Source organism: Streptomyces sp. NPDC051909 (assembly GCF_040681095.1).
Taxonomy (GTDB): Bacteria; Actinomycetota; Actinomycetes; order Streptomycetales; family Streptomycetaceae; genus Streptomyces.
In genome coordinates this window covers 278,340-298,494 of sequence record NZ_JBFAYA010000007.1, presented here as the reverse complement: position 1 = coordinate 298,494, position 20,155 = coordinate 278,340, and the positions used below count along the sequence as shown (strand labels likewise).

Here is a 20,155-nt window from a genome sequence, read left to right as displayed (position 1 = left end):
CGCGTATACAAGAGCCGATGGCTGGTGCATACACCGAGCCCTTAGGCTCACCCTCATGCCTGACATATCCCTGACCACTCTCGTCCTGCTCTGCCTCGCGGCGCTGGCCGCCGGCTGGATCGACGCCGTGGTCGGGGGTGGCGGGCTGCTCCAGCTGCCCGCGCTGCTGCTCGGCCTGCCGCACGTGCCCGCCGCGCAGATCCTCGGCACCAACAAGGCCGTGTCGATCGTCGGGACCTCCGGCGCGGCCTTCACCTACCTCCGCAAGACGCCGGTCAAGGTCGGCACGGCGGTACGGATCGGGCTCGCCGCGCTCGCCGGGTCGATGGGCGGCGCCTTCTTCGCGGCCGGGATCAGCAGTGAGGTGCTGCGGCCGGTGATCATGGTGGTGCTGCTCGGCGTCGCCGCGTTCGTGATGCTGCGCCCGTCCTTCGGCAGCCGTACGGAGGAGGCGGAACGGCCCCCGCTCACCCGGGCCCGGATCGTCACCGCGATCGTCGTGGTCGGCGGCGGCATCGGCTTCTACGACGGCCTGTTCGGACCCGGCACCGGCACCTTCCTGGTGCTCGCCCTCACCGCGGTGCTCCACCTCGACCTGGTGACGGCCTCCGCCACCTCCAAGATCGTCAACGCCTGCACGAACCTCGGCGCGCTCGCGATGTTCGCCTACCAGGGGCATGTGCTGTGGCTGCTCGCCGCGGTCATGGCGGTGTTCAACCTGGCGGGCGGCCTGCTCGGCGCGCGGATGGCACTGGCGCGGGGCGCGGAGTTCGTCCGCGGGGTGCTGCTCGTGGTCGTCTTCTCGCTGGTCGCGAAGCTCGCCTTCGACCAGTGGGTGTAGCCGGGGGCGCTCAGGGCCGTACGCCGATGAGGTGACCGAAGGCGACCACGTTGCCGAGGTAGCCGCCCGCCTTCTTCGAGAAGCCGCCGCCGCACGTGATCACGCGGATCTCGGCCCGGTCCGCCTCCCCGTACACCTTCGTGTCCGGGAACCCGTCCTTCTCGTAGACCTCCACGGCGTCGATGGTGAAGACGGCAGTGCGGCCGTCCTGCCGGTCCACCTCGATCCGGTGCCCCTTCTTCAGCGCGCCGAGCGCGTAGAAGACGGCGGGCCCCTGCGCGTTGTCGACGTGCCCGGCGACGATCGCGGTGCCCTTGGCGCCGGGCCGGGTGCCGTCCTCGTACCAGCCGGCCAGATTGCGGTCGGCGGCCGGCGGCACCTCCAGGGCGCCGTCGGGACCCACGCCGAGTCCGGTCAGGGGGGTGTCGACGTCGATCTCGGGGATCCGCAGCCGCAGCGGGGACGAGGGCGGCAGCGGATCGGCGGCGGCGTCGGTGTGCACGCTCGGGCCGGCGGCGAAGGCCTGCGCGGCGGTGGGGATGGGCGGGGTGACCTCGCCCGAGCCGTTCTGGATCATCCACAGCCCGACGCAGGCGGCGACGGCTATCCCCCAGCCCTTGCTGCGGTTGCTCACCGGGGCGGTCTCCTCGTTCACGGGTCTTCCGGATGGTCCTGCCCCCGCCGGGCCGTCAGCGGGCGCGCGGCGGGGGCAGGACAGAGGCGGTACTCGCAGGCCCGAAGGCCCGGCTCTCAGCCGTCCTGCGCGCCGCTCGCCCGGCGGCGCAGGAGCCAGGTACCGCCCACGGCAGCCGCGGCCAGCACCGCCACGCCCGCCGTGACCTGGGCGGTGTCGGGGCCCACGCTGCCGCCGACACCCGTCTGCACATGGCCGCTCGGGCTCTTGTGCTTGACGAAGAGGTCGCCGCGCGCGGTCTTGCCGTTGTCGCAGGCGACGCTGATGGGATAGGTCCCCGACTTGGTGTGGTGCGGCACGGTGAACTGGCCCACCACGACCTCCTTGTGCGTGCTCGGGTTGAGCTGGAACTCGCCCGCGCCGAGCGAGTTCGCGTCGCCCACCCCGTGGCCGTGGGAGCCGCAGGCGAGGGTGTTCACGGTGACGGTGGTGCCGGGGTCGGCGGAGGAGGGGAAGATCTCCAGCGACTGCGTGTTCTCGTGGCCGCCGTCGTTGTTCGCGTACGCCACGGGCGCGGCGAGCGCGCCGAGCGCGAGGACCGTGAGCGCGGTACCGGTGAGCAGGGGGACAGGGGTGCGGCGCATGGTGGCCTCCGTGGCGCGCGGACGTTCGTACGGAAAGGGGCTTCCGTAGGTCCGAGATAAATGCGTGGCCGGGTCAGTCGCCTGCTGATGGGGAATCAGAATGCGTCCGTTCAGGTGCGGCGTGTCGCTGGAAATTCCGCGTTTGCACAGGTGGGGGCGGGTTTCATGGCGTCAGCTGATGGCCCGTGCCGAACGGGTGATCAAGCTCGGCCCCCACGCCCCGCGGCCCGGGGCGCCCGTGCCCGGCCGCGCGCGGTCCGGCTGCACGCGGCCGCGTTCACCCGTACGGTGAAGGCGTGATCGTCACCGTTGTCACCAGCATCGACGCGCGCGACAAGGCCGCGGCCCTGGCGCGCGGCGCCGTCGAGGCCCGGGTCGCCGCCTGCGCGCAGGTCTCCGGTCCGGTCGGCTCCGTGTACCACTGGCAGGGCGCGATCGAGACCGCGGAGGAGTGGCAGGTGGTGTTCAAGACCACCGAGGCGCGCTACCCGGCCCTGGAGGCGTACCTCCTCGCCGCCCACGACTACGAGACGCCGGAGATCGTCGCGACCCGGGCGGCCCGGGTGAGCGAGGAGTACGCCCGCTGGGTCGAGCGGGAGACCGTGGCGGCCGCGGCCGTCGAGGGCCCCGCGCGGCCGGACGACGAGCGCCCGTTCTTCGTGTACGGGACGCTGCGCCCGGGCGCGTACAACCACGACCGGTTCCTCGCCGGCCGCATCGGCACCGAGGCGGACGCGGTGCTGCACGGGGCGGTCCTGCACGACGGGCCCGGCTACCCGTATGTCGTCCCGGCGGAGCAGGGCCGGGTCGTCGGCACCCTGCTCACGCCCTCGTCCGGCGACTACGGCGATCTGTTCGGGCTGCTCGACCGCCTGGAGCTGCCCGTCGGGTACGAGCGGGTGGCGATGGACGTCGAACGGGTACGGGACGGGGCGAGGGTGTCCGCCTGGGTGTTCCTGGCGGCCCCGGACGCGCCCCTCGGCCCGGTCATCGAGAGCGGCGACTGGTTCGACCGCCCGTAGCCACGGCCGGGGCCAGGGGGTTCAGGAGGCTGCGCGCTCCAGGCGGACCGCGCACACCTTGAACTCGGGCATCTTCGACACCGGGTCGAGCGCCGGGTTGGTGAGCGTGTTCGCCCGGCCCTCGCCCGGCCAGTGGAAGGGCATGAACACCGTGTCCGGGCGGATCGCGGCCGTGATCCGGGCCGGCGCCACCGCCCGCCCGCGCCGCGACACCACGGCCACGGCCTCGCCCTCCGCGACCCCGAGCCGCTCGGCGAGCCGCGGGTGCAGCTCCACGAACGGGCCGGGCGCGGCGGCGTTCAGCTCGTCGACCCGCCGGGTCTGGGCGCCCGACTGGTACTGGGCGACGACCCGGCCGGTCGTCAGCACCACCGGGTACTCGGCGTCCGTCTCCTCGGCCGCCGCCCGGTGCACGACGGGTACGAAGCGGGCCCGCCCGTCGGGCGTGGCGAAGCGGTCCAGGAAGAGCCGCGGGGTGCCGCCCCCGCTCTCGTCCGGGCAGGGCCAGAACACGCCCTGCTCCTCCTCGATCCGGCGGTAGCTGATGCCCGCGTAGTCCGCCGGGCCGCCCGCCGAGGCGCGCCGCAGCTCGCCGAAGACCTCCTCCGGGTCGGCCGGGAAGCCCTTCTCCCAGCCGAGCAGGGCCGCGAGCCCGTGCAGCACCTCCAGGTCGCTGCGGACCCCCGGCGGCGGGGTGAGGGCCCGGCGGCGCAGCAGCACCCTGCCCTCCAGGTTGGTGGTGGTGCCGGTCTCCTCGGCCCACTGGGTGACCGGCAGGACCACGTCGGCGAGCGCCGCCGTCTCGGAGAGCACGACGTCGGCGACGGCCAGGAAGTCCAGGGCGCGGATCCGCTCCTCGACGTGCGCGGCGCGCGGGGCGGAGACGACCGGGTTGGAGCCCATGAGGAGGAGGGCCTTCACGTCCCGGCCGAGGGCGTCGAGGAGCTCGTACGCGCTGCGGCCCGGCCCCGGCAGGGACTCCGGCGCCACCCCCCACACCCCGGCGACGTGCTCCCGGGCGGCCGGGTCGTCGAGCTTGCGGTAGCCGGGCAGCTGGTCGGCCTTCTGGCCGTGCTCGCGGCCGCCCTGGCCGTTTCCCTGGCCGGTCAGGCAGCCGTAGCCGGACAGCGGCCGGCCGGCCTTGCCGGTGGCCAGGCACAGGTTGATCCAGGCGCCGACGGTGTCGGTGCCCTTGGACTGCTGCTCGGGGCCGCGCGCGGTGAGCACCATGCCGGTCTCGGCCTCGGTGAACATCCCTACCGCCGCGCGGAGTTCGGGCACCGGAACGCCGGTGATCCGTTCCACCTGCTCGGGCCAGTGGGACATCGCCCCGGCCCGCGCGTCCGCCCAGCCCTCCGTACGCGCGGCCACGAACTCCTCGTCGACCCGCCCCTCGGCGACGACGAGGTGCAGCATGCCGAGGGCGAGCGCCAGGTCGGTGCCGGGGCGCGGCGCGAGATGCAGATCGGCCTGCTCGGCGGTCCGGGTGCGGCGCGGGTCGACGACGATCAGCCTGCCGCCGTTGGCCTTGAGCTCGGTGAGGTAGCGGAGCGCGGGCGGCATGGTCTCGGCGAGGTTGGAGCCGACGAGGATCACGCAGCCGGTCTTCGGGATGTCCTCCAGGGGGAAGGGCAGGCCCCGGTCGAGCCCGAAGGCCCGCTGGTGGGCGGCGGCCGCGGACGACATGCAGAAGCGGCCGTTGTAGTCGATCTGCGAGGTGCCGAGGACGAGCCGGGCGAACTTGCCGAGCGCGTACGCCTTCTCGTTGGTGAGGCCGCCGCCGCCGAAGACGCCCACGGCATCGGCACCGTGGCCGGCGCGGGTGCGGCTCAGTCCCTCGGCGACGGCGGCCAGGGCCTCCTCCCAGGTCGCGGGCTCCAGCGCCCCCGTGTCAGGGCAGCGGACCAGGGGCTCGGTGAGCCGGACCCGGGAGGAGAGCACGGCGGGCGCGGTGCGGCCCTTGCCGCACAGCACGCCCCGGTTCACGGGGAAGTCCGGCCGTTCGACCACCTCGGCCGGCAGTTCTCCGGCGGCGGTGGGCCGCAGCCTCATGCCGCACTGGAGGGCGCAGTAGGGGCAGTGCGTGGGAACGGTGGTGACCTCGGACATGGTCCGAGGATGCGACGGGCGTGTTACGGGCGTGCTCGCGCCGCATTACGGGCAGGGTGCCGTGCGCTCCCCGGCGCGGGGCCCGGCGGGTGAGGCGGCGGGGGCCGGGGCGGTGGGCCGCACGGGCGAGGCCGGGGCCTCGGCGGCCGGGCCGTCCGCCGGCCGTCCGCCGGGCCCCGGTCCGGCCGCCGGAGGCCGGCTGTCCGTACGCGTGACACGGCCCCGCCGGTGGCCGTTTGTACGCGTGGCACGGGCCTCGTCGGTCAGCCGTTCGTACGCGGCGCCGCCAGCGCCTTCGTCACCCCGTCCTCGCGTTCGCCGAGGAACCTCGGGTCGGGCCGCAGCGCCGCGTCGAGCGCGGCCTTCCCGGCGGCGGCGAGCTCGCGGGTGGTGCCGTAGTACCAGGTGGCGTCCTTCGGTTCGCCGACCCCGACCCCGTACGACTCCACGCCCGCCGCCCCGCACAGCGCGACCGCCCGCTTGATGTGGAAGTCCTGGGTGACCAGGACCGCCCGGTCGACGCCGAAGATCTTCTTGGCGCGGACGCAGGAGTCCCAGGTGTCGAAACCGGCGTAGTCGCTGACGACCTTGTCGTCCGGGACGCCGCGCTGGGCGAGGTACGTCCGCATCGCGCTCGGCTCGTCGTACTCGGTGCGGCTGTTGTCGCCGGTGACGAGCAGGACCTTGACCTTGCCGGCCCGGTAGAGCTCGGCGGCGGTGTCGAGCCGGTGCGCGAGGTACGGGGTGGGGCGGCCGTTCCACAGTCCGGCGCCGAACACCACGGCCACGTCCTGGGCGGGCACGTCGGCGGTGGTGCGCAGCCGGTCCTCGGCGGTGACCCGCATCCAGGTGGCGGGCGCGAGGGCGAGCACGGCGCCCAGCATGACGGCCTGGACGGCGCGTCGGCGCCCCCGGGTGGTGCGGGGGAGGCGGGGCAGGCGGACGCCGCGCATCGGGTGGACCTCCGTGGTCGTGGTCGGGAAGGAAGGGGTCACTCCGTCCGACGCGAATCGGCGGGCTTCGGTTCGCTCGCTGCCCGGTCCGATCCGTACAGGAGTGCGGAGACGCCCATGCCGAGCAGCATCCCGAGGAGCTGGGCGGCGGCGAAGGCGGGCACGGAGCCGGGGGCGATGCCGGTGAAGGAGTCGGAGAAGGCGCGGCCGACGGTGGCCGCCGGGTTGGCGAAGGAGCCGGAGGAGGTGAACCAGATGGCCGCGCCGATGTAGCCGGCGACGGCGACCGGGGCGAGCGAGGGGCGTCCGACCCGGCGCAGGCCCTGGACGACGAGGACGAGTCCCGCGGTCGCGACGGCCTCGCCGAGGAGCAGGTGGAGCTCGGCGCGCCGGGCGGTGGCGAGACCGGCGCCGGGCGCGCGGCCGAACATCGCCTCGGCGAGCAGCGCACCCGCGACGGCGCCGCCGGTCTGCGCGGCGATGTAGGCGAGGGCCTCGCGGCCGCCGTTCCCCTGGTGCCGGGTGCGCCGGGTCCACCACTCGGAGAGGGTGACGACCGGGTTGAAGTGGGCGCCGGAGAGCGGGCCGATGAGCGCGATGAGCAGGCCGAGACCGATCGCGGAGGCGGCGGCGTTGGCGATCAGCCGGACCCCGATGTCCTGGCTGAGGGCGTCGGCGCGGAGGCCGGAGCCGACGATGACGGCGACGAGCGCGGCGGTGCCGGTGAACTCGGCGAGGGTGCGTCGGGGGAGCGACGCGGGGGACATTCTCATAGTGGAAAAGATATTCCGTGATTCGGAACGAAAAAAGAGGGGAGGGGAGGGGTACGGAGTCCGTACGATCCGCGGTGATGATCACCGAAGCCGCGCTCCTCGCCCACGCCGTCCGCAACAACGCCGACTGGTGCGCCGTCATGTGCCGCGCCCACGGCCTGACCGGCTCCTTCGGCCCCCGGGCCTGGACCAGTCCCCGCCGGACCCCGCTCTACTACCCGGACGCCGTGACCCTCACGGAGGACGCGACCGCCGCGGACCTCCTGTCCGGCATCGACCGCACGGCCCCCGGCGCCTCCGTCAAGGACAGCCACGCCCGGCTCGACCTCGCGGCCGAGGGCTTCCGCCTGCTCTTCGACGCCCAGTGGATCCACCGCCCGGCCCCGGGGCCCCGACCGGCCGCCGAGGGCTGGCGCCCGGTCCGTACGGCCGGTGAACTCACCGCATGGGCCCTCGCCTGGAGCACCGGAGACCCCGACGAGGCCGCCCTCTTCCGCCCCGAGCTCCTCGCCGATCCGACGACCACCATCGTCGCCGGGTACGCCGCCGACGGCCGGATCCTCGGCGGCGCCGTCCTCACCGAGTCCGCCGGCGTCACCGGCGTCTCCAACCTCTTCACGGCGGACGGCGTCCCGCCCTCGTACGCCTGGTCCGGTGCCCTCGCCGCGGCCGCCCCCGGCCTCCCGGTCGTCGGCTACGAGTCGGGCGACGACCTGGAGGCGGCACTCGCGGAGGGCTTCGAGACGCTCGGCCCGCTGCGGGTCTGGCTGGACGCCTGACCGCCGCTCCCCGGTGCGCGTGAGCCCGCGGCAAACGTCCGTGACCCACGCGAAACGGCCGCGCAACGTCCCCCCGGCAGCATCGGTCCATGACGACGTACGGGCCGGACGCCGACACGTTCGACAGCACCGCCGCCGGGATGCTCGGCCGCATCCTCGCGCGGCGGGCCGAACCCGCGCCCACGCTGATAGCCGTCGGCCACGGCAGCCGCGACCCCCGGGCCGCCGCGACGCTGCGCCGGCTCCTCGACCGGGTGCGCGAACTGCGCCCCGGCCTCGACGTACGGCTCGCGCACATCGAGCTGAACGCGCCGCTGCTCACCGACGTGCTGGCCGGCCTGACCGGTGACGCCGTCCTCGTCCCGCTGCTCTTCGCCCGCGGGTACCACGTCAAGCACGACCTGCCCGCCGCGCTCGCCGCCCTCCCCGCCCTCCGGGCCCGGATCGCCGCACCCCTCGGCCCGCACCCGCTCCTCGTCGAGGCGCTCGCGGACCGGCTGGCCGAGGCGGGCTGGGCGCCCGAGGACGGGGCCTCGCCCGCCACCGGAGTGGTCCTCGCCTCCGCGGGCTCGCGCGACCCCGACTCCGCCGCCGACATCCGGCGGATCGCCGCGATGCTCGGCGAACGGCTCGGCGGCGTCCCGGTCCTCCCCGCGTACGCCTCGGCCGCCGCCCCCACCATCCCCGAGGCGGTCCGCGCGCTCGCCGCCCGCGGCCGCCACCGCGTCGCCGTGGCCTCCTGCTTCACCGCCCCCGGCCTCTTCGCCACCCGCGCCGCCGCCCAGGCCCCCTGGCTCGCCGCCGACCCCCTCGGCCCCCACCCGGCCCTGGCGCGCCTGGTCCTGCACCGCTACGACGAAGCACTGGCGCGCACCCCGCAGAAGGAACTCGCCGCCATCTGACCGCTTCTGTCCGTCCCGCCCGTTACCTTCGGGACATGGAAGGCATCAACGAACCCAAGGACACCTTCGGCACCGACACCCCCGACACCCCCGGCTACGACACGGCCGCGCTCGAACGCTGGGCCCCCGAGCCCGACAAACGCCCCGGCCGCACCGCCTTCCAGCGCGACCGGGCCCGGGTGCTGCATTCCGCCGCGCTGCGCCGGCTCGCCGGGAAGACGCAGGTGGTCACGCCCGGGACGCGCAGTCACGCGTGGGACGCCAGCCCCCGCACCCGGCTCACCCACTCCCTCGAATGCGCCCAGGTCGGGCGCGAGCTGGGGGCCGCGCTCGGCTGCGACCCCGACCTCGTCGAGGCCGCCTGCCTCGCCCACGACATGGGGCACCCGCCCTTCGGGCACAACGGCGAGCAGGCGCTCAACGACGTGGCGAAGGACTGCGGCGGCTTCGAGGGCAACGCGCAGTCACTGCGCCTCCTCACCCGGATCGAGCCCAAGCGCTTCGTCACCGACCCCGCCACCGGCGAGCCGGCCAGCGTCGGGCTCAACCTCACCCGGGCCGCGCTCGACGCCGCCACCAAGTACCCGTGGCCGCGCGGCGGGCACCCCACCGACCCCGGCTCGCCGAAGTTCGGGGTGTACGAGGACGACCTGCCGGTCTTCGCCTGGATCCGGCAGGGCGCGCCCGGTCACCGCAAGTGCTTCGAGGCGCAGGTCATGGACTGGTCCGACGACGTGGCGTACTCGGTGCACGACGTCGAGGACGGGCTGCACGCCGGGCACATCGACCCCAACCTGCTGCTCGCCGAGCCCGAGCGCGCCGACATCTGGGCGGTCGCCCTCGGGCGCTACGTACCGGAGGACACCGATCCGCAGGAGCTCGCCGACGCCCTCGACCGGCTCCTCGACCAGGAGTGGTGGCCGCACGGCTACGACGGCTCGGCGGTCGCCCAGGCCCGTCTCAAGGACGCCACCAGCCAGCTCATCGGACGCTTCTGCCTGGCCGCCGAGGGCGCGACCCGGCAGGCGTACGGCTCGGGGCGGCTCACCCGCTACGCCGCCGAGCTGGTCGTCCCCCGCGAGACCCGCAACGAGTGCGCCGTCCTCAAGGCCGTCGCCGACCGGTACGTGATGCAGCGCGCCGAACAGGAGGCGCTCCGGGCCGACCAGCGCATCGTCCTCGCCGAGCTCGCCGAGGCCCTCGCGGCCCGCGCGCCCGAGGGCCTCGAACCCCAGTTCCGGGCGCTGTTCGTCGGTGCTCCGGACGACCGTTCCCGCAAGCGGGTGATCGTCGACCAGATCGCCTCCCTCACGGACGCCTCCGCCCGCGCCCTCCACGCCCGCCTCCGCCCCCCGCGCGGCTGACGGGCCGTGCGCGGGGGTCGTTCGCCCCCTTTCGTCTTCCCGGCCGTTGCGGGACCCTCGCATGCACGCCCCGAGGCGGTACGGCCGGGGTCCCGACCGGGGGCGTAGCGTAGGGAACCGGTCGCAACGAGGAGGAATCAACGTGGTCGACGCAGATCAGACCTTTGTCATCGTCGGCGGGGGCCTGGCCGGGGCCAAGGCGGCGGAGACGCTGCGATCCGAAGGGTTCAACGGCCGGGTGATCCTGATCGGCGACGAACGCGAACACCCCTACGAACGCCCCCCGCTCTCCAAGGGCTATCTGCTCGGCAAGGAGGAGCGGGACTCCGTCTTCGTCCACGAGCCCGCCTGGTACGCCCGGCACGACGTCGAGCTGCACCTCGGCCAGACCGTCACCGCCGTCGACCGCGACGCCCGCACCGTCCGGCTCGGCGACGGCACCGTCATCCGCTACGACAAGCTCCTCCTCGCCACCGGCGCCGAGCCGCGCCGCCTCGACCTCCCCGGCACCGAGCTCGCCGGTGTGCACCACCTGCGCCGGCTCGCCCACTCCGAGCGGCTGCGCGACGAGCTGCGCGCCCTCGGCCGCGACAACGGGCACCTGGTCATCGCCGGCGGCGGCTGGATCGGCCTGGAGGTGGCCGCCGCGGCCCGGACGTACGGCGCCGAGGTCACCGTCGTCGAGGCCGACCCCACCCCGCTGCACCGGGTCCTCGGCCCCGAGCTCGGCCAGCTCTTCGCCGACCTGCACACCGATCACGGCGTCCGGTTCCACTTCGGTGCCCGGCTCGCCGAGATCACCGGCCAGGACGGCATGGTGCTCGCGGTCCGCACCGAGGACGGCGAGGAGCACCCCGCCCACGCCGTGCTGATCGCCATCGGCGCCGCCCCGCGCACCGCGCTCGCCGAGAACGCCGGGCTCGCCCTCGTCGACCGCGCGGACGGCGGCGGCATCGCCGTCGACGAGTCGCTGCGCACCTCCGACCCCGACATCTACGCGGCCGGTGACGTGGCCGCCTTCCACCACCCCGCGCTGCACCACCGCATCCGCGTCGAGCACTGGGCCAACGCCCTCAACGGCGGCCCGGCCGCCGCCCGCGCGATGCTCGGCCGTACCGTCTCCTACGACCGCGTGCCGTACTTCTTCTCCGACCAGTACGACCTGGGCATGGAGTACTCCGGCTGGGCGCCGCCCGGCTCGTACGACCAGGTCGTGGTGCGCGGCGACACCGGCAAGCGCGAGTTCATCTCCTTCTGGCTGAAGGAGGGCCGGGTGATCGCCGGGATGAACGTGAATGTGTGGGACGTCACAGACCCGATCCAGAAGCTGATCCGGTCCCGGGCCCAGGTGGACACGGACCGCCTGGCGGACCCGTCGGTCGATCTGGAGAGCCTCGTTCCCTAGCAGGACTTCGCCCGCGCCCCCGTAGAATTCATCCGTGGCCGGCAGGATCAACGATGACGACGTGAAGGCGGTACGGGACGCGGTCCCGATCGACGCCGTCGTGTCCGAGTATCTCCAGCTCCGCAACGCGGGCGGCGGCAACCTCAAGGGCCTCTGCCCTTTCCACGACGAGAAGTCGCCCTCCTTCCAGGTCAGCCCCAGCAAGGGCCTGTTCCACTGCTTCGGCTGCCAGGAGGGCGGCGACACGATCGCCTTCGTGATGAAGATCGACCACCTCTCCTTCTCGGAGACGGTCGAACGCCTCGCCGCCAAGGCGGGCATCACGCTGCGCTACGAGGAGGGCGGCTACAACCCCGGCCACCAGCGCGGCGAACGCACCCGCCTGGTCGACGCGCACAAGATCGCCGCCCAGTACTACGCGGAGCAACTCGGCTCCGCCGAGGCCGAGATCGGGCGCAGGTTCCTCGCCGAGCGCGGCTTCGACCAGGCCGCCGCCGAGCACTTCGGCGTCGGCTACTCCCCGGCCGGCTGGGACCACCTCACCCGCTTCCTGCGCGGCAAGGGCTTCACCGACCGCGAGCTGATCCTCTCCGGCCTCTCCCAGGACGGCCGCCGCGGCCCCATCGACCGCTTCCGCGGCCGCCTGATGTGGCCGATCAAGGACGTCGGCGGCGACGTCGTCGGCTTCGGCGCGCGCCGGCTCCGCGAGGACGACAACGGGCCCAAGTACCTCAACACGCCCGAGACGCCGATCTACAAGAAGTCCCAGGTGCTCTACGGCATCGACCTGGCCAAGAAGGACATCGCCAAGGTCAGCCGCGCGGTGGTGGTCGAGGGCTACACCGACGTCATGGCCTGCCACCTGGCCGGCGTCACCACCGCCATCGCCACCTGCGGCACCGCCTTCGGCGGCGAGCACATCAAGATCCTCCGCCGCCTCCTCATGGACAACGGCTCGGCCCGCGTCATCTTCACCTTCGACGGCGACGCCGCCGGCCAGAAGGCCGCGCTGCGCGCCTTCGAGGACGACCAGAAGTTCGCCGCCGAGACCTACATCGCCATCGCCCCCGACGGCATGGATCCCTGCGAACTGCGCCTCGCCAAGGGCGACGAGGCCGTCGCCGACCTCGTCGAGCCGCGCGTCCCGCTCTTCGAGTTCGCGCTCCGGCAGATCGTGCGACGGTACGACCTGGAGATCCCGTCCGGCCGGGCCGCCGCGCTCGACGAGGCCGCCCCGATCGTCGCCCGCATCAAGAACGTGGCCTCGCAGCACGAGGTCGCCGTCCAGCTCGCCGGCATGCTCGGCATCCTCGACACCCAGTTCGTGGTCCGCCGGGTCGCCCAGATCGCCCGCTGGCAGCGCGGTGGCGGCGGCAAGGAGCCCGACCGCCGCGGCGCCGAGCGTCGGAGGCCGTACGACACCGCCGGCATCCAGGCTCCCGCCGCCCCGGCCGGCCCCGCGCTCAACCTGCGCAGCCCCGCCCACCGCACCGAGCGCGAGCTGCTCAAGCTGGCGCTGCAGCGCCCGGAGCTGGTCTCCCCGGCCTTCGACGCGTACGGGGTCGACGAGTTCACCGCCCCGCCCTACGCGGCCGTCCGCCAGTGCGTCCAGGACGCCGGCGGCGCCACCGGCGCGCCCGCCGACTACCTCGACGCGGTCCGCGAGGCCGCCCCCGACGACACCGTGCGCGCCCTCGTCACCGAGCTCGCCGTCGAGGTGATCTTCGCGAAGATCGTCGACGAGGCCTACGCGGGCGACCAGCTGGTGACCGTACGGCTCCGGGCCGTCGACCGGCGCATCCGCGACGTCCAGGGCACCCTGGCCCGGCTCGGCGCGCACGGCGACCCCGCCCAGGTGGCCGCCGTGCAGAACGAGCTGTGGGTCCTCACCCAGTACGGGCAGTCGCTGCGCAACCACGGCGCGGCCGCGCTCTGACACCGCCGGCGGTCGGCTGACGTTCGGTCACAACGCGAACTCAAAAAGTCACCGCACGCCCCTCGTGGCGGTGTTGTGTCGTACGACACACTGAGCGGACGGTGTCATCCCGTCCTGGAGGTCGCCCCCCGTGCAGACCCAGCCCCAGACCCTCGCCGTGACCGAATCGCCCCCGGGCGAGCCGTCTCCGCTCGACCCGTCTCCGCTCGAACCCTCTCCGCTCGAACTCGTGGCCGTCGAGCGCGAACCAGAGGCCGTGCCCGCCCAGCGCCGACGCGTCGACCTCGGCGGCAACGGACCGTCCTCCGACCTCTTCCGGCAGTACCTGCGCGAGATAGGCCGGGTACCGCTGCTCACGGCGGAGGAGGAGGTCGAGCTCGCGCGCCGGGTCGAGGCCGGGCTCTTCGCCGAGGAGAAACTCGCCAACACCCCTGACCTCGACTCCCGGTCGGCACTCGACCTGGACCGGCTCGTGGTCCTCGGCCGGATCGCCAAACGCAGACTCATCGAGGCCAATCTGCGGCTCGTCGTCTCCGTCGCCAAGCGGTACGTGGGACGCGGCCTGACCATGCTCGACCTGGTGCAGGAGGGCAATCTCGGCCTCATCAGGGCCGTGGAGAAGTTCGACTACGCGCGCGGCTACAAGTTCTCGACGTACGCGACCTGGTGGATCCGCCAGGCGATGTCCCGGGCCCTCGCCGACCAGGCCCGGACCATCCGCGTCCCCGTGCACGTCGTCGAACTCATCAACCGGGTCGTCCGCGTCCAGCGCCGGATGCTCCAGGAACGCGGCTGTGAACCCACCGCCGAGGAGGTCGCCGCCCAGCTCGACCTGGCCCCCGAACGGGTCGGCGAGGTGCTGCGGCTCGCCCAGGAGCCGGTCTCGCTGCACGCCCCCGTCGGCGAGGAGGAGGACGTCGCGCTCGGCGACCTCATCGAGGACGGCGACGCCGCGTCCCCCGTCGAGTCCGCCGCCTTCCTGCTGCTCCGCCAGCACCTGGAGGCCGTGCTCTCGACCCTCGGCGAACGCGAACGCAAGGTCGTCCAGCTCCGCTACGGCCTCGACGACGGCAGGCCCCGCACCCTGGAGGAGATCGGCCGGATCTTCGGCGTGACGCGCGAACGCATCCGCCAGATCGAGTCGAAGACCCTCAACAAGCTGCGGGACCATGCCTACGCCGACCAGCTGCGCGGCTATCTGGACTAGCCGTCCAGCCGGTCCGACTAGTCCACCTCGGCGACCGCCTGGGCGAACTGCGCCGCGTACAGCCGCGCGTACGCGCCGCCCGAGGCGAGCAGCTCCTCGTGCGTGCCCTGCTCCACGATCGAGCCGTTCTCCATCACCAGGATCACGTCCGCGTCCCGGATGGTGGAGAGCCGGTGCGCGATCACGAACGAGGTGCGCCCGTGGGCGAGCCGCGCCATCGCCTTCTGGATCAGCACCTCGGTGCGGGTGTCGACCGAGCTGGTCGCCTCGTCGAGGACCAGGATCACCGGATCGGACAGGAACGCCCGCGCGATGGTGATCAGCTGCTTCTCGCCCGCGCTGACGCCGGCGCCGTCGTCGTCGATGACCGTGTCGTAGCCCTCGGGCAGGGTACGGACGAAGCGGTCGGCGTGGGCCGCCTTCGCCGCCTCCTCGATCTCCGCCCGGCTCACCTCGCGCGTCGCGCCGTACGCGATGTTCTCCGCGATGGTGCCGCCGAACAGCCAGGTGTCCTGGAGCACCATGCCGATCCCGGTGCGCAGGTCCTCCCGCGACATCTTCCCGATGTCGGTGCCGTCGAGCGTGATCCGGCCGCCGGTCACCTCGTAGAACCGCATGAGCAGGTTCACCAGGGTCGTCTTGCCGGCGCCCGTCGGGCCGACGATCGCGACCGTCTGCCCCGGCTCCACCGCGAGCGACAGGTCCTCGATGAGCGGCTTGTCCTCCTCGTAGCGGAAGGACACGTGCTCCAGGGCCACCTTGCCCTTGAGGTCCGCCGGGTGCTCGCTGTGCGGCGCGTCCGGCTCCTGCTCCTCCGCGTCGAGCAGCTCGAAGACCCGCTCGGCGGAGGCCACGCCCGACTGCACCAGGTTCGCCATCGACGCGACCTGCGTCAGCGGCATCGAGAACTGCCGGGAGTACTGGATGAACGCCTGCACGTCACCGATGGACAGGCTGCCGCTCGCCACCCGCAGACCACCGACGACGGCCACGAGCACGTAGTTCAGGTTCGACACGAACAGCATCACCGGCTGCATCACACCGCTGTTGAACTGCGCCTTGAACCCGGCCTCGTACAGCGCCTCGTTCTGCTCGCGGAAGTCCCGCGCGGACTCGTCCTGCCGCCCGAAGACCTTCACGAGGGTGTGCCCGGTGTACATCTCCTCGATGTGGGCGTTCAGCCTGCCCGTGGACTTCCACTGCTGCACGAAGTGCGGCTGCGAGCGCTTGCCGATCCTGGTCGCCACGACCACCGACAGCGGCACCGTGACCAGCGCCACCAGGGCGAGCAGCGGCGAGATCCAGAACATCATCGCCAGCACGCCGACGATGGTGAGCAGCGAGTTGATGAGCTGGCCCATCGACTGCTGGAGGGTCTGCGAGATGTTGTCGATGTCGTTGGTCGCCCGCGAGAGCACCTCGCCGCGCTTGGCCTTGTCGAAGTACGACAGGGGCAGCCGCGACAGCTTCGCCTGGACGTCCTCGCGCATCCGGTAGACCGTCCGGTTGATCACCTTGATCGACATCCGGGTCGACACCAGCATCAGCAGGCCCGCGAGCACGTAGACGCCGAGCGCCACGCCGAGGACCTCGCCGACCGCCGTGAAGTCGATGCCCCGGCCCGGGGTGAAGTCCACCCCGGACAGCATGTCGGCCATGCCGCCGTCGCCCTTGGCGCGCAGCCCCGCGAGGGCCTGCTCCTTGGTGGTGCCCTCCGGCATCTGCCGTCCGACCACGCCCGCGAAGACCAGGTCGGTCGCCTTGCCGAGGATCTTCGGCCCGACCACCGAGGCCGCCACCGACAGCACACCGGCGATCAGCATCAGCCACAGCGTGCCGCGCTCCGGCGCCAGCTGCCCCAGCAGCCGCTTGCCGGACCCCTTGAAGTCCATCGACCTCGAGTCCGGGCCGCCGGCGCCGGCCATCATTCGTCCGCCAGGACCGGCCATCAGGCTGCCTCCGCCTCGGTCAGCTGGGAGAGCACGATCTCCCGGTACGTCTCGTTCTCCGCCATCAGCTCGTGGTGCCGGCCCGTGCCGACCACCCGGCCCTCGTCGAGGACCACGATCCGGTCGGCGTCCCGGATCGTCGACACCCGCTGGGCGACGATGACCACGGTCGACTCGGCCGTCTCCTCCGACAGGGCGGCCCGCAGCAGCGCGTCCGTCTCGTAGTCGAGGGCGGAGAAGGAGTCGTCGAAGAGATAGATCTCCGGCTTCTGCACCAGGGTGCGGGCGATCGCGAGCCGCTGCCGCTGCCCGCCGGAGACATTGGTGCCGCCCTGTGCGACGGGCGCGTTCAGGCCGCCCTCCAGCTTGGACACGAAGTCCTTGGCCTGGGCCACCTCCAGGGCGTGCCACAGCTCCTCGTCGGTCGCGTCGGGCTTGCCGTACCGCAGATTGGTCGCCACCGTCCCGGAGAACAGATACGGCTTCTGCGGCACCAGGCCGACCGTCCGGGCCATCAGGCCGGGTTCGAGCTCGCGCACGTCCACGCCGTCGACCAGGACCTCGCCGCCGGTCACGTCGAAGAGCCGCGGCACCAGGCCGAGCAGGGTCGACTTGCCGGAGCCGGTCGAGCCGATGATCGCCGTGGTCTCGCCGGGCCGGGCGACCAGCTCGACGTCCCGCAGCACCGACTCCTCGGCGCCCGGGTACCGGAAGTCCGCGCTCCTGACCTCCAGATGCCCGCGCCGGTCCAGGGCCGTGACCGGCTCGGCCGGCGGCACCACGCTGGACTCGGTGGCCAGGACCTCCTGGATGCGCTCGGCGCACACCTCGGCCCGCGGCACCATCATGAACATGAAGGTGGCCATCATCACGGCCATCACGATCTGCATCAGATACGCGAGGAAGGCGGTCAGCGCGCCGATCTCCATCGCGCCGCTGTCGATGCGGTGCGCGCCGAACCACACGACGGCGATCGACGACACGTTCACGACCGTCATCACGGTCGGGAACATCAGCGCCATCAGCCGGCCGGTCGACATCGACACGTCGGTCAGCTCGACGTTGGAGCCCTTGAACCGCTCGCGCTCGTAGCCGTCGCGGACGAAGGCGCGGATCACCCGGTTGCCGGTGATCTGCTCGCGCAGCACCCGGTTCACGGTGTCGAGCCGCTCCTGCATGGTGCGGAACAGCGGACGCATCTTCCGCACGATCAGCGAGACCGCGATGCCGAGCACCGGCACGACCGCGATCAGGACGGCCGACAGCGGCACGTCCTGGCCGAGCGTCATGATGATGCCGCCGACACACATGATGGGCGCGGAGACCATCAGGGTGAACGCCATCAGGACCAGCATCTGGACCTGCTGCACGTCGTTGGTGGTGCGGGTGATCAGCGACGGCGCGCCGAAGTGTCCGACCTCCCGGGCCGAGAAGGACTGCACACGGCCGAAGACCGCGGCCCGGACGTCCCGCCCGAGCGCGGCCGCGGTCCGCGCACCGAAGTACACGGCCCCGATGTTGCAGACGACCTGCACCAGCGACACACCGACCATCAGCGCGCCGAACCGCAGGATGTAGCCGGTGTCCCCGTTCACGACACCGTTGTCGATGATGTCCGCGTTCAGGGTCGGCAGGTAGAGAGTGGCGCTGGTCTGCAGCAGCTGGAGCAGCACCAGCAGGGCGATGGGTTTTCTGTACGGCCCGAGGAAGGTTCGGAGGAGTCTTATGAGCACGGGTTCTACTATCGCCCGCGCTCCCGGGACGTTACGACTCGTTTTGGGGGCGGACCCCCGCTCACGCGCTGAAGGCGCCCGGGTGCAGCTGGTCGCGGGTGGCGATGTACTGCTGGCGCACGGCCTGCCCGACCGCGAGTTCCTCGCCCGCCTCGAAGACCTGCGCGGCGGCGCCCTGCCAGGCCGGCGGGACGGCGGGGGAGAGGGTGCCCTGGGACACCCCGAGGGCCCAGGCCGCCTGCCGGGCGGCGCCGAGCGCCGCGTACTCGGCCGGCTGGGGTACGACGACCTGCGCGCCGAACAGCGCGGGCGCCATGGCCTGCACGGCGGGCAGCCCGGCGGCGGCGCCGAGCAGGAACACCCGGCGCACCTCGACGCCGCGCCGGCGCAGCACGTCCATCGCGTCGGCGAGGGAGCACAGCATGCCCTCGAAGGAGGCCCGGGCCAGGTGCTCGGGCTTCATGGACTCGCGGCGCAGGCCGCTGAGGGTGCCCGCGGTGTGCGGCAGGTTCGGGGTGCGCTCGCCCTCCAGATAGGGCAGCAGTACAAGGCCGGAGGCGCCGGGGGTGGACTTCAGGGCGAGTGCGGACAGCTCGTCCAGCGACTCGACGCCCAGCATCTCGGCGGTGCCGCGGAGTACGCGTACGGCGTTGGAGGTGTGCACCACGGGCAGGTGCATGCCGGCGGCGTCGGCGTACGCGGTGACCGTCCCGTCCGGGTCGGCCGGGGCCTCGTGGTGGACGGCCATCACGGAGCCGGAGGCGCCGAGGGACACCACCGCGTCCCCGGTGCCGAGGCCCAGGCCGAGGGCGGCCGCCATCGTCTCTCCCGTACCGGCGGAGATGAGGAGCCCCTCGGGGGTGGTGCCGGCGGCCTCGGCGGGTCCGAGGATCTCGGGCAGCGCGGCCTGGTGCCCGAGCGCCAGCTCGACGAGGTCGGGGCGGTAGGAGCCGTTACGGGCCGACCAGTAGCCGGTGGCGGAGGCGGCGCCGCGGTCGGTGGTGCGGCGGGCCGGCCGGCCGAGCAGCTGCCAGACCAGCCAGTCGTGCGGCTGGAGGACGGAGGCGATCCGCTGGGCGTGCTCGGGTTCGGTGCGGGCGAGCCAGCGCAGCTTGGCGACGGGCATCCCGGACTGCGGTACGGCGCCGACGGCCCCGGTCCACGCCTGCCGTCCGCCGAGCGCCTCGACGAGGTCGGCCGCGGCGACCTGGGCCCGCTTGTCGTTCCCGACGAGCGCGGGCCGCACCAGGCCGCCCCGCGCGTCGAGCGGCACGATCCCGTGCCCCTGCGCGCAGACGCCGATGGCCTGCACGCCTTCGAGCAGCCCGCCGGTCGCGGCCTCCCCGAGGGAGAGCAGCCAGGCCTGCGGGTCGACGTCGGTGGCCTTGGGTTCCAGGGGGTGCGGGGCATGCCCCTGCCGCAGCACGGCACCGGTGTCGGCGTCACAGACGACGATGCGCGTGGAGTCCGTAGAGCTGTCAAGGCCGGCGACTATCCCCATGGCACATGATTCTGCCGTACGCCGGGTCTTTCCGGCGTACGTCGGATGATTCCGGGTTCGGCCGCCCGGGTTCAGGTGTTGCTGGTTCCCCAGTCGTCGTCCTCGAACCGGTCGGACTGCCGGCTGTAGTGCCCGTTGTGCTCGCGCCGCGACCGGATCTTCACCGGGATCTTCTGCGCCTGGTCGCCGACCACGTGCAGTGCCCGCCCGGCGGCCTGCCGGCCGCCCTGGGCGGCGGACTCGGCCGCGTTGCGCACCGCGGGGTTCCCGGCGACCTGCTTCGCGGACGCCTTCATCCGCTCGTACACCTCACGCCCGGCCCGCGTCCCGATCACGAAACCGAGGCCCAGTCCGGCGACGAAGACCAGCTTGTACCGCACGCTGCGATCCTTCCCTGGACGCC

General features: G+C 73.1%; 17 protein-coding genes and 1 pseudogene. 9 read left to right on the top strand and 9 right to left on the bottom strand.

Annotated elements, in window-relative coordinates; genetic code table 11:
- Positions 1-55: 55 nt before the first annotated feature.
- Positions 56-841: a TSUP family transporter gene (locus AB0M18_RS14230; protein WP_365757485.1), complete on the top strand. Its 786-nt coding sequence runs from the start codon at positions 56-58 to the stop codon at positions 839-841.
- Between the two features lie 10 nt (positions 842-851).
- Here the strand turns inward: AB0M18_RS14230 and AB0M18_RS14225 are convergent, their stop codons facing one another.
- Both AB0M18_RS14225 and AB0M18_RS14220 read right to left on the bottom strand, forming a co-directional pair.
- A complete protein-coding gene (locus AB0M18_RS14225; protein ID WP_365757483.1) occupies positions 852-1,475 on the bottom strand; it encodes a class F sortase in 624 nt (207 codons plus the stop codon).
- 116 nt (positions 1,476-1,591) lie between these two features.
- A complete protein-coding gene (locus tag AB0M18_RS14220) occupies positions 1,592-2,119 on the bottom strand; it encodes a hypothetical protein (RefSeq protein WP_365757481.1) in 528 nt (175 codons plus the stop codon).
- 296 nt (positions 2,120-2,415) lie between these two features.
- Here AB0M18_RS14220 and cutA point away from each other — a divergent pair.
- Positions 2,416-2,721: pseudogene (gene cutA, locus AB0M18_RS14215) on the top strand (divalent-cation tolerance protein CutA); the annotation flags it as partial.
- Complete coding sequence (locus AB0M18_RS14210) at positions 2,722-3,141, top strand: gamma-glutamylcyclotransferase family protein (RefSeq protein WP_365757638.1); 420 nt, start codon at positions 2,722-2,724, stop codon at positions 3,139-3,141.
- Between the two features lie 21 nt (positions 3,142-3,162).
- Here AB0M18_RS14210 and AB0M18_RS14205 read toward each other — a convergent pair whose 3' ends face one another.
- From AB0M18_RS14205 to AB0M18_RS14195, 3 genes are all read right to left on the bottom strand, one after another.
- Positions 3,163-5,250: a molybdopterin oxidoreductase family protein gene (locus AB0M18_RS14205; protein WP_365757479.1), complete on the bottom strand. Its 2,088-nt coding sequence runs from the start codon at positions 5,248-5,250 to the stop codon at positions 3,163-3,165.
- Between the two features lie 263 nt (positions 5,251-5,513).
- Entirely contained in the window at positions 5,514-6,203 is a 690-nt protein-coding gene (locus AB0M18_RS14200; RefSeq protein WP_365757477.1) for an ElyC/SanA/YdcF family protein, read from the bottom strand.
- 38 nt (positions 6,204-6,241) lie between these two features.
- Positions 6,242-6,976, bottom strand: a complete 735-nt coding sequence (locus AB0M18_RS14195) for an aquaporin (RefSeq protein WP_365757475.1) — start codon at positions 6,974-6,976, stop codon at positions 6,242-6,244.
- A gap of 77 nt (positions 6,977-7,053) precedes the next feature.
- Between AB0M18_RS14195 and AB0M18_RS14190 the strand changes: the two genes are divergently transcribed.
- From AB0M18_RS14190 to AB0M18_RS14165, 6 genes are all read left to right on the top strand, one after another.
- A complete protein-coding gene (locus AB0M18_RS14190) occupies positions 7,054-7,755 on the top strand; it encodes a hypothetical protein (protein WP_365757473.1) in 702 nt (233 codons plus the stop codon).
- 140 nt (positions 7,756-7,895) lie between these two features.
- A complete protein-coding gene (locus tag AB0M18_RS14185) occupies positions 7,896-8,657 on the top strand; it encodes a sirohydrochlorin chelatase (RefSeq protein ID WP_365757636.1) in 762 nt (253 codons plus the stop codon).
- Positions 8,658-8,692: 35 nt separating this feature from the next.
- A complete protein-coding gene (locus AB0M18_RS14180) occupies positions 8,693-10,021 on the top strand; it encodes a deoxyguanosinetriphosphate triphosphohydrolase (RefSeq protein ID WP_365757471.1) in 1,329 nt (442 codons plus the stop codon).
- A 142-nt stretch (positions 10,022-10,163) separates the two neighbouring features.
- The gene (locus AB0M18_RS14175) at positions 10,164-11,426 is read left to right on the top strand and encodes an FAD-dependent oxidoreductase (RefSeq protein ID WP_365757469.1); all 1,263 of its coding nucleotides are present in this window, start codon (positions 10,164-10,166) and stop codon (positions 11,424-11,426) included.
- A gap of 34 nt (positions 11,427-11,460) precedes the next feature.
- Positions 11,461-13,362 (top strand): DNA primase, encoded by a 1,902-nt coding sequence (gene dnaG, locus AB0M18_RS14170; RefSeq protein WP_365757467.1) that lies wholly within the window; start codon positions 11,461-11,463, stop codon positions 13,360-13,362.
- Between the two features lie 256 nt (positions 13,363-13,618).
- A complete protein-coding gene (locus tag AB0M18_RS14165) occupies positions 13,619-14,569 on the top strand; it encodes an RNA polymerase sigma factor (protein WP_365757634.1) in 951 nt (316 codons plus the stop codon).
- A gap of 17 nt (positions 14,570-14,586) precedes the next feature.
- Here AB0M18_RS14165 and AB0M18_RS14160 read toward each other — a convergent pair whose 3' ends face one another.
- From AB0M18_RS14160 to AB0M18_RS14145, 4 genes are all read right to left on the bottom strand, one after another.
- Positions 14,587-16,518, bottom strand: a complete 1,932-nt coding sequence (locus AB0M18_RS14160) for an ABC transporter ATP-binding protein (protein ID WP_365757465.1) — start codon at positions 16,516-16,518, stop codon at positions 14,587-14,589.
- Positions 16,518-18,251 (bottom strand): ABC transporter ATP-binding protein, encoded by a 1,734-nt coding sequence (locus AB0M18_RS14155; RefSeq protein WP_365757463.1) that lies wholly within the window; start codon positions 18,249-18,251, stop codon positions 16,518-16,520. The genes AB0M18_RS14160 and AB0M18_RS14155 overlap by 1 nt, the downstream gene beginning before the upstream one ends.
- Positions 18,252-18,312: 61 nt before the next feature.
- Positions 18,313-19,752 (bottom strand): FGGY family carbohydrate kinase, encoded by a 1,440-nt coding sequence (locus tag AB0M18_RS14150; RefSeq protein ID WP_365757461.1) that lies wholly within the window; start codon positions 19,750-19,752, stop codon positions 18,313-18,315.
- A gap of 71 nt (positions 19,753-19,823) precedes the next feature.
- Entirely contained in the window at positions 19,824-20,132 is a 309-nt protein-coding gene (locus AB0M18_RS14145) for a YtxH domain-containing protein (protein WP_365757459.1), read from the bottom strand.
- Positions 20,133-20,155 lie beyond the last annotated feature (23 nt).

Excerpts from the sequence above, each read along its gene's own strand:
- AB0M18_RS14230 (WP_365757485.1), top strand. The coding sequence starts at position 56 with ATGCCTGACATATCCCTGACCACTCTCGTCCTGCTCTGCCTCGCGGCG.
- AB0M18_RS14220 (WP_365757481.1), bottom strand. The coding sequence starts at position 2,119 with ATGCGCCGCACCCCTGTCCCCCTGCTCACCGGTACCGCGCTCACGGTC.
- AB0M18_RS14205 (WP_365757479.1), bottom strand. The coding sequence starts at position 5,250 with ATGTCCGAGGTCACCACCGTTCCCACGCACTGCCCCTACTGCGCCCTC.
- AB0M18_RS14200 (WP_365757477.1), bottom strand. The coding sequence starts at position 6,203 with ATGCGCGGCGTCCGCCTGCCCCGCCTCCCCCGCACCACCCGGGGGCGC.
- AB0M18_RS14195 (WP_365757475.1), bottom strand. The coding sequence starts at position 6,976 with ATGAGAATGTCCCCCGCGTCGCTCCCCCGACGCACCCTCGCCGAGTTC.
- AB0M18_RS14190 (WP_365757473.1), top strand. The coding sequence starts at position 7,054 with ATGATCACCGAAGCCGCGCTCCTCGCCCACGCCGTCCGCAACAACGCC.
- AB0M18_RS14185 (WP_365757636.1), top strand. The coding sequence starts at position 7,896 with ATGCTCGGCCGCATCCTCGCGCGGCGGGCCGAACCCGCGCCCACGCTG.
- AB0M18_RS14180 (WP_365757471.1), top strand. The coding sequence starts at position 8,693 with ATGGAAGGCATCAACGAACCCAAGGACACCTTCGGCACCGACACCCCC.
- AB0M18_RS14160 (WP_365757465.1), bottom strand. The coding sequence starts at position 16,518 with ATGGCCGGTCCTGGCGGACGAATGATGGCCGGCGCCGGCGGCCCGGAC.
- AB0M18_RS14150 (WP_365757461.1), bottom strand. The coding sequence starts at position 19,752 with ATGGGGATAGTCGCCGGCCTTGACAGCTCTACGGACTCCACGCGCATC.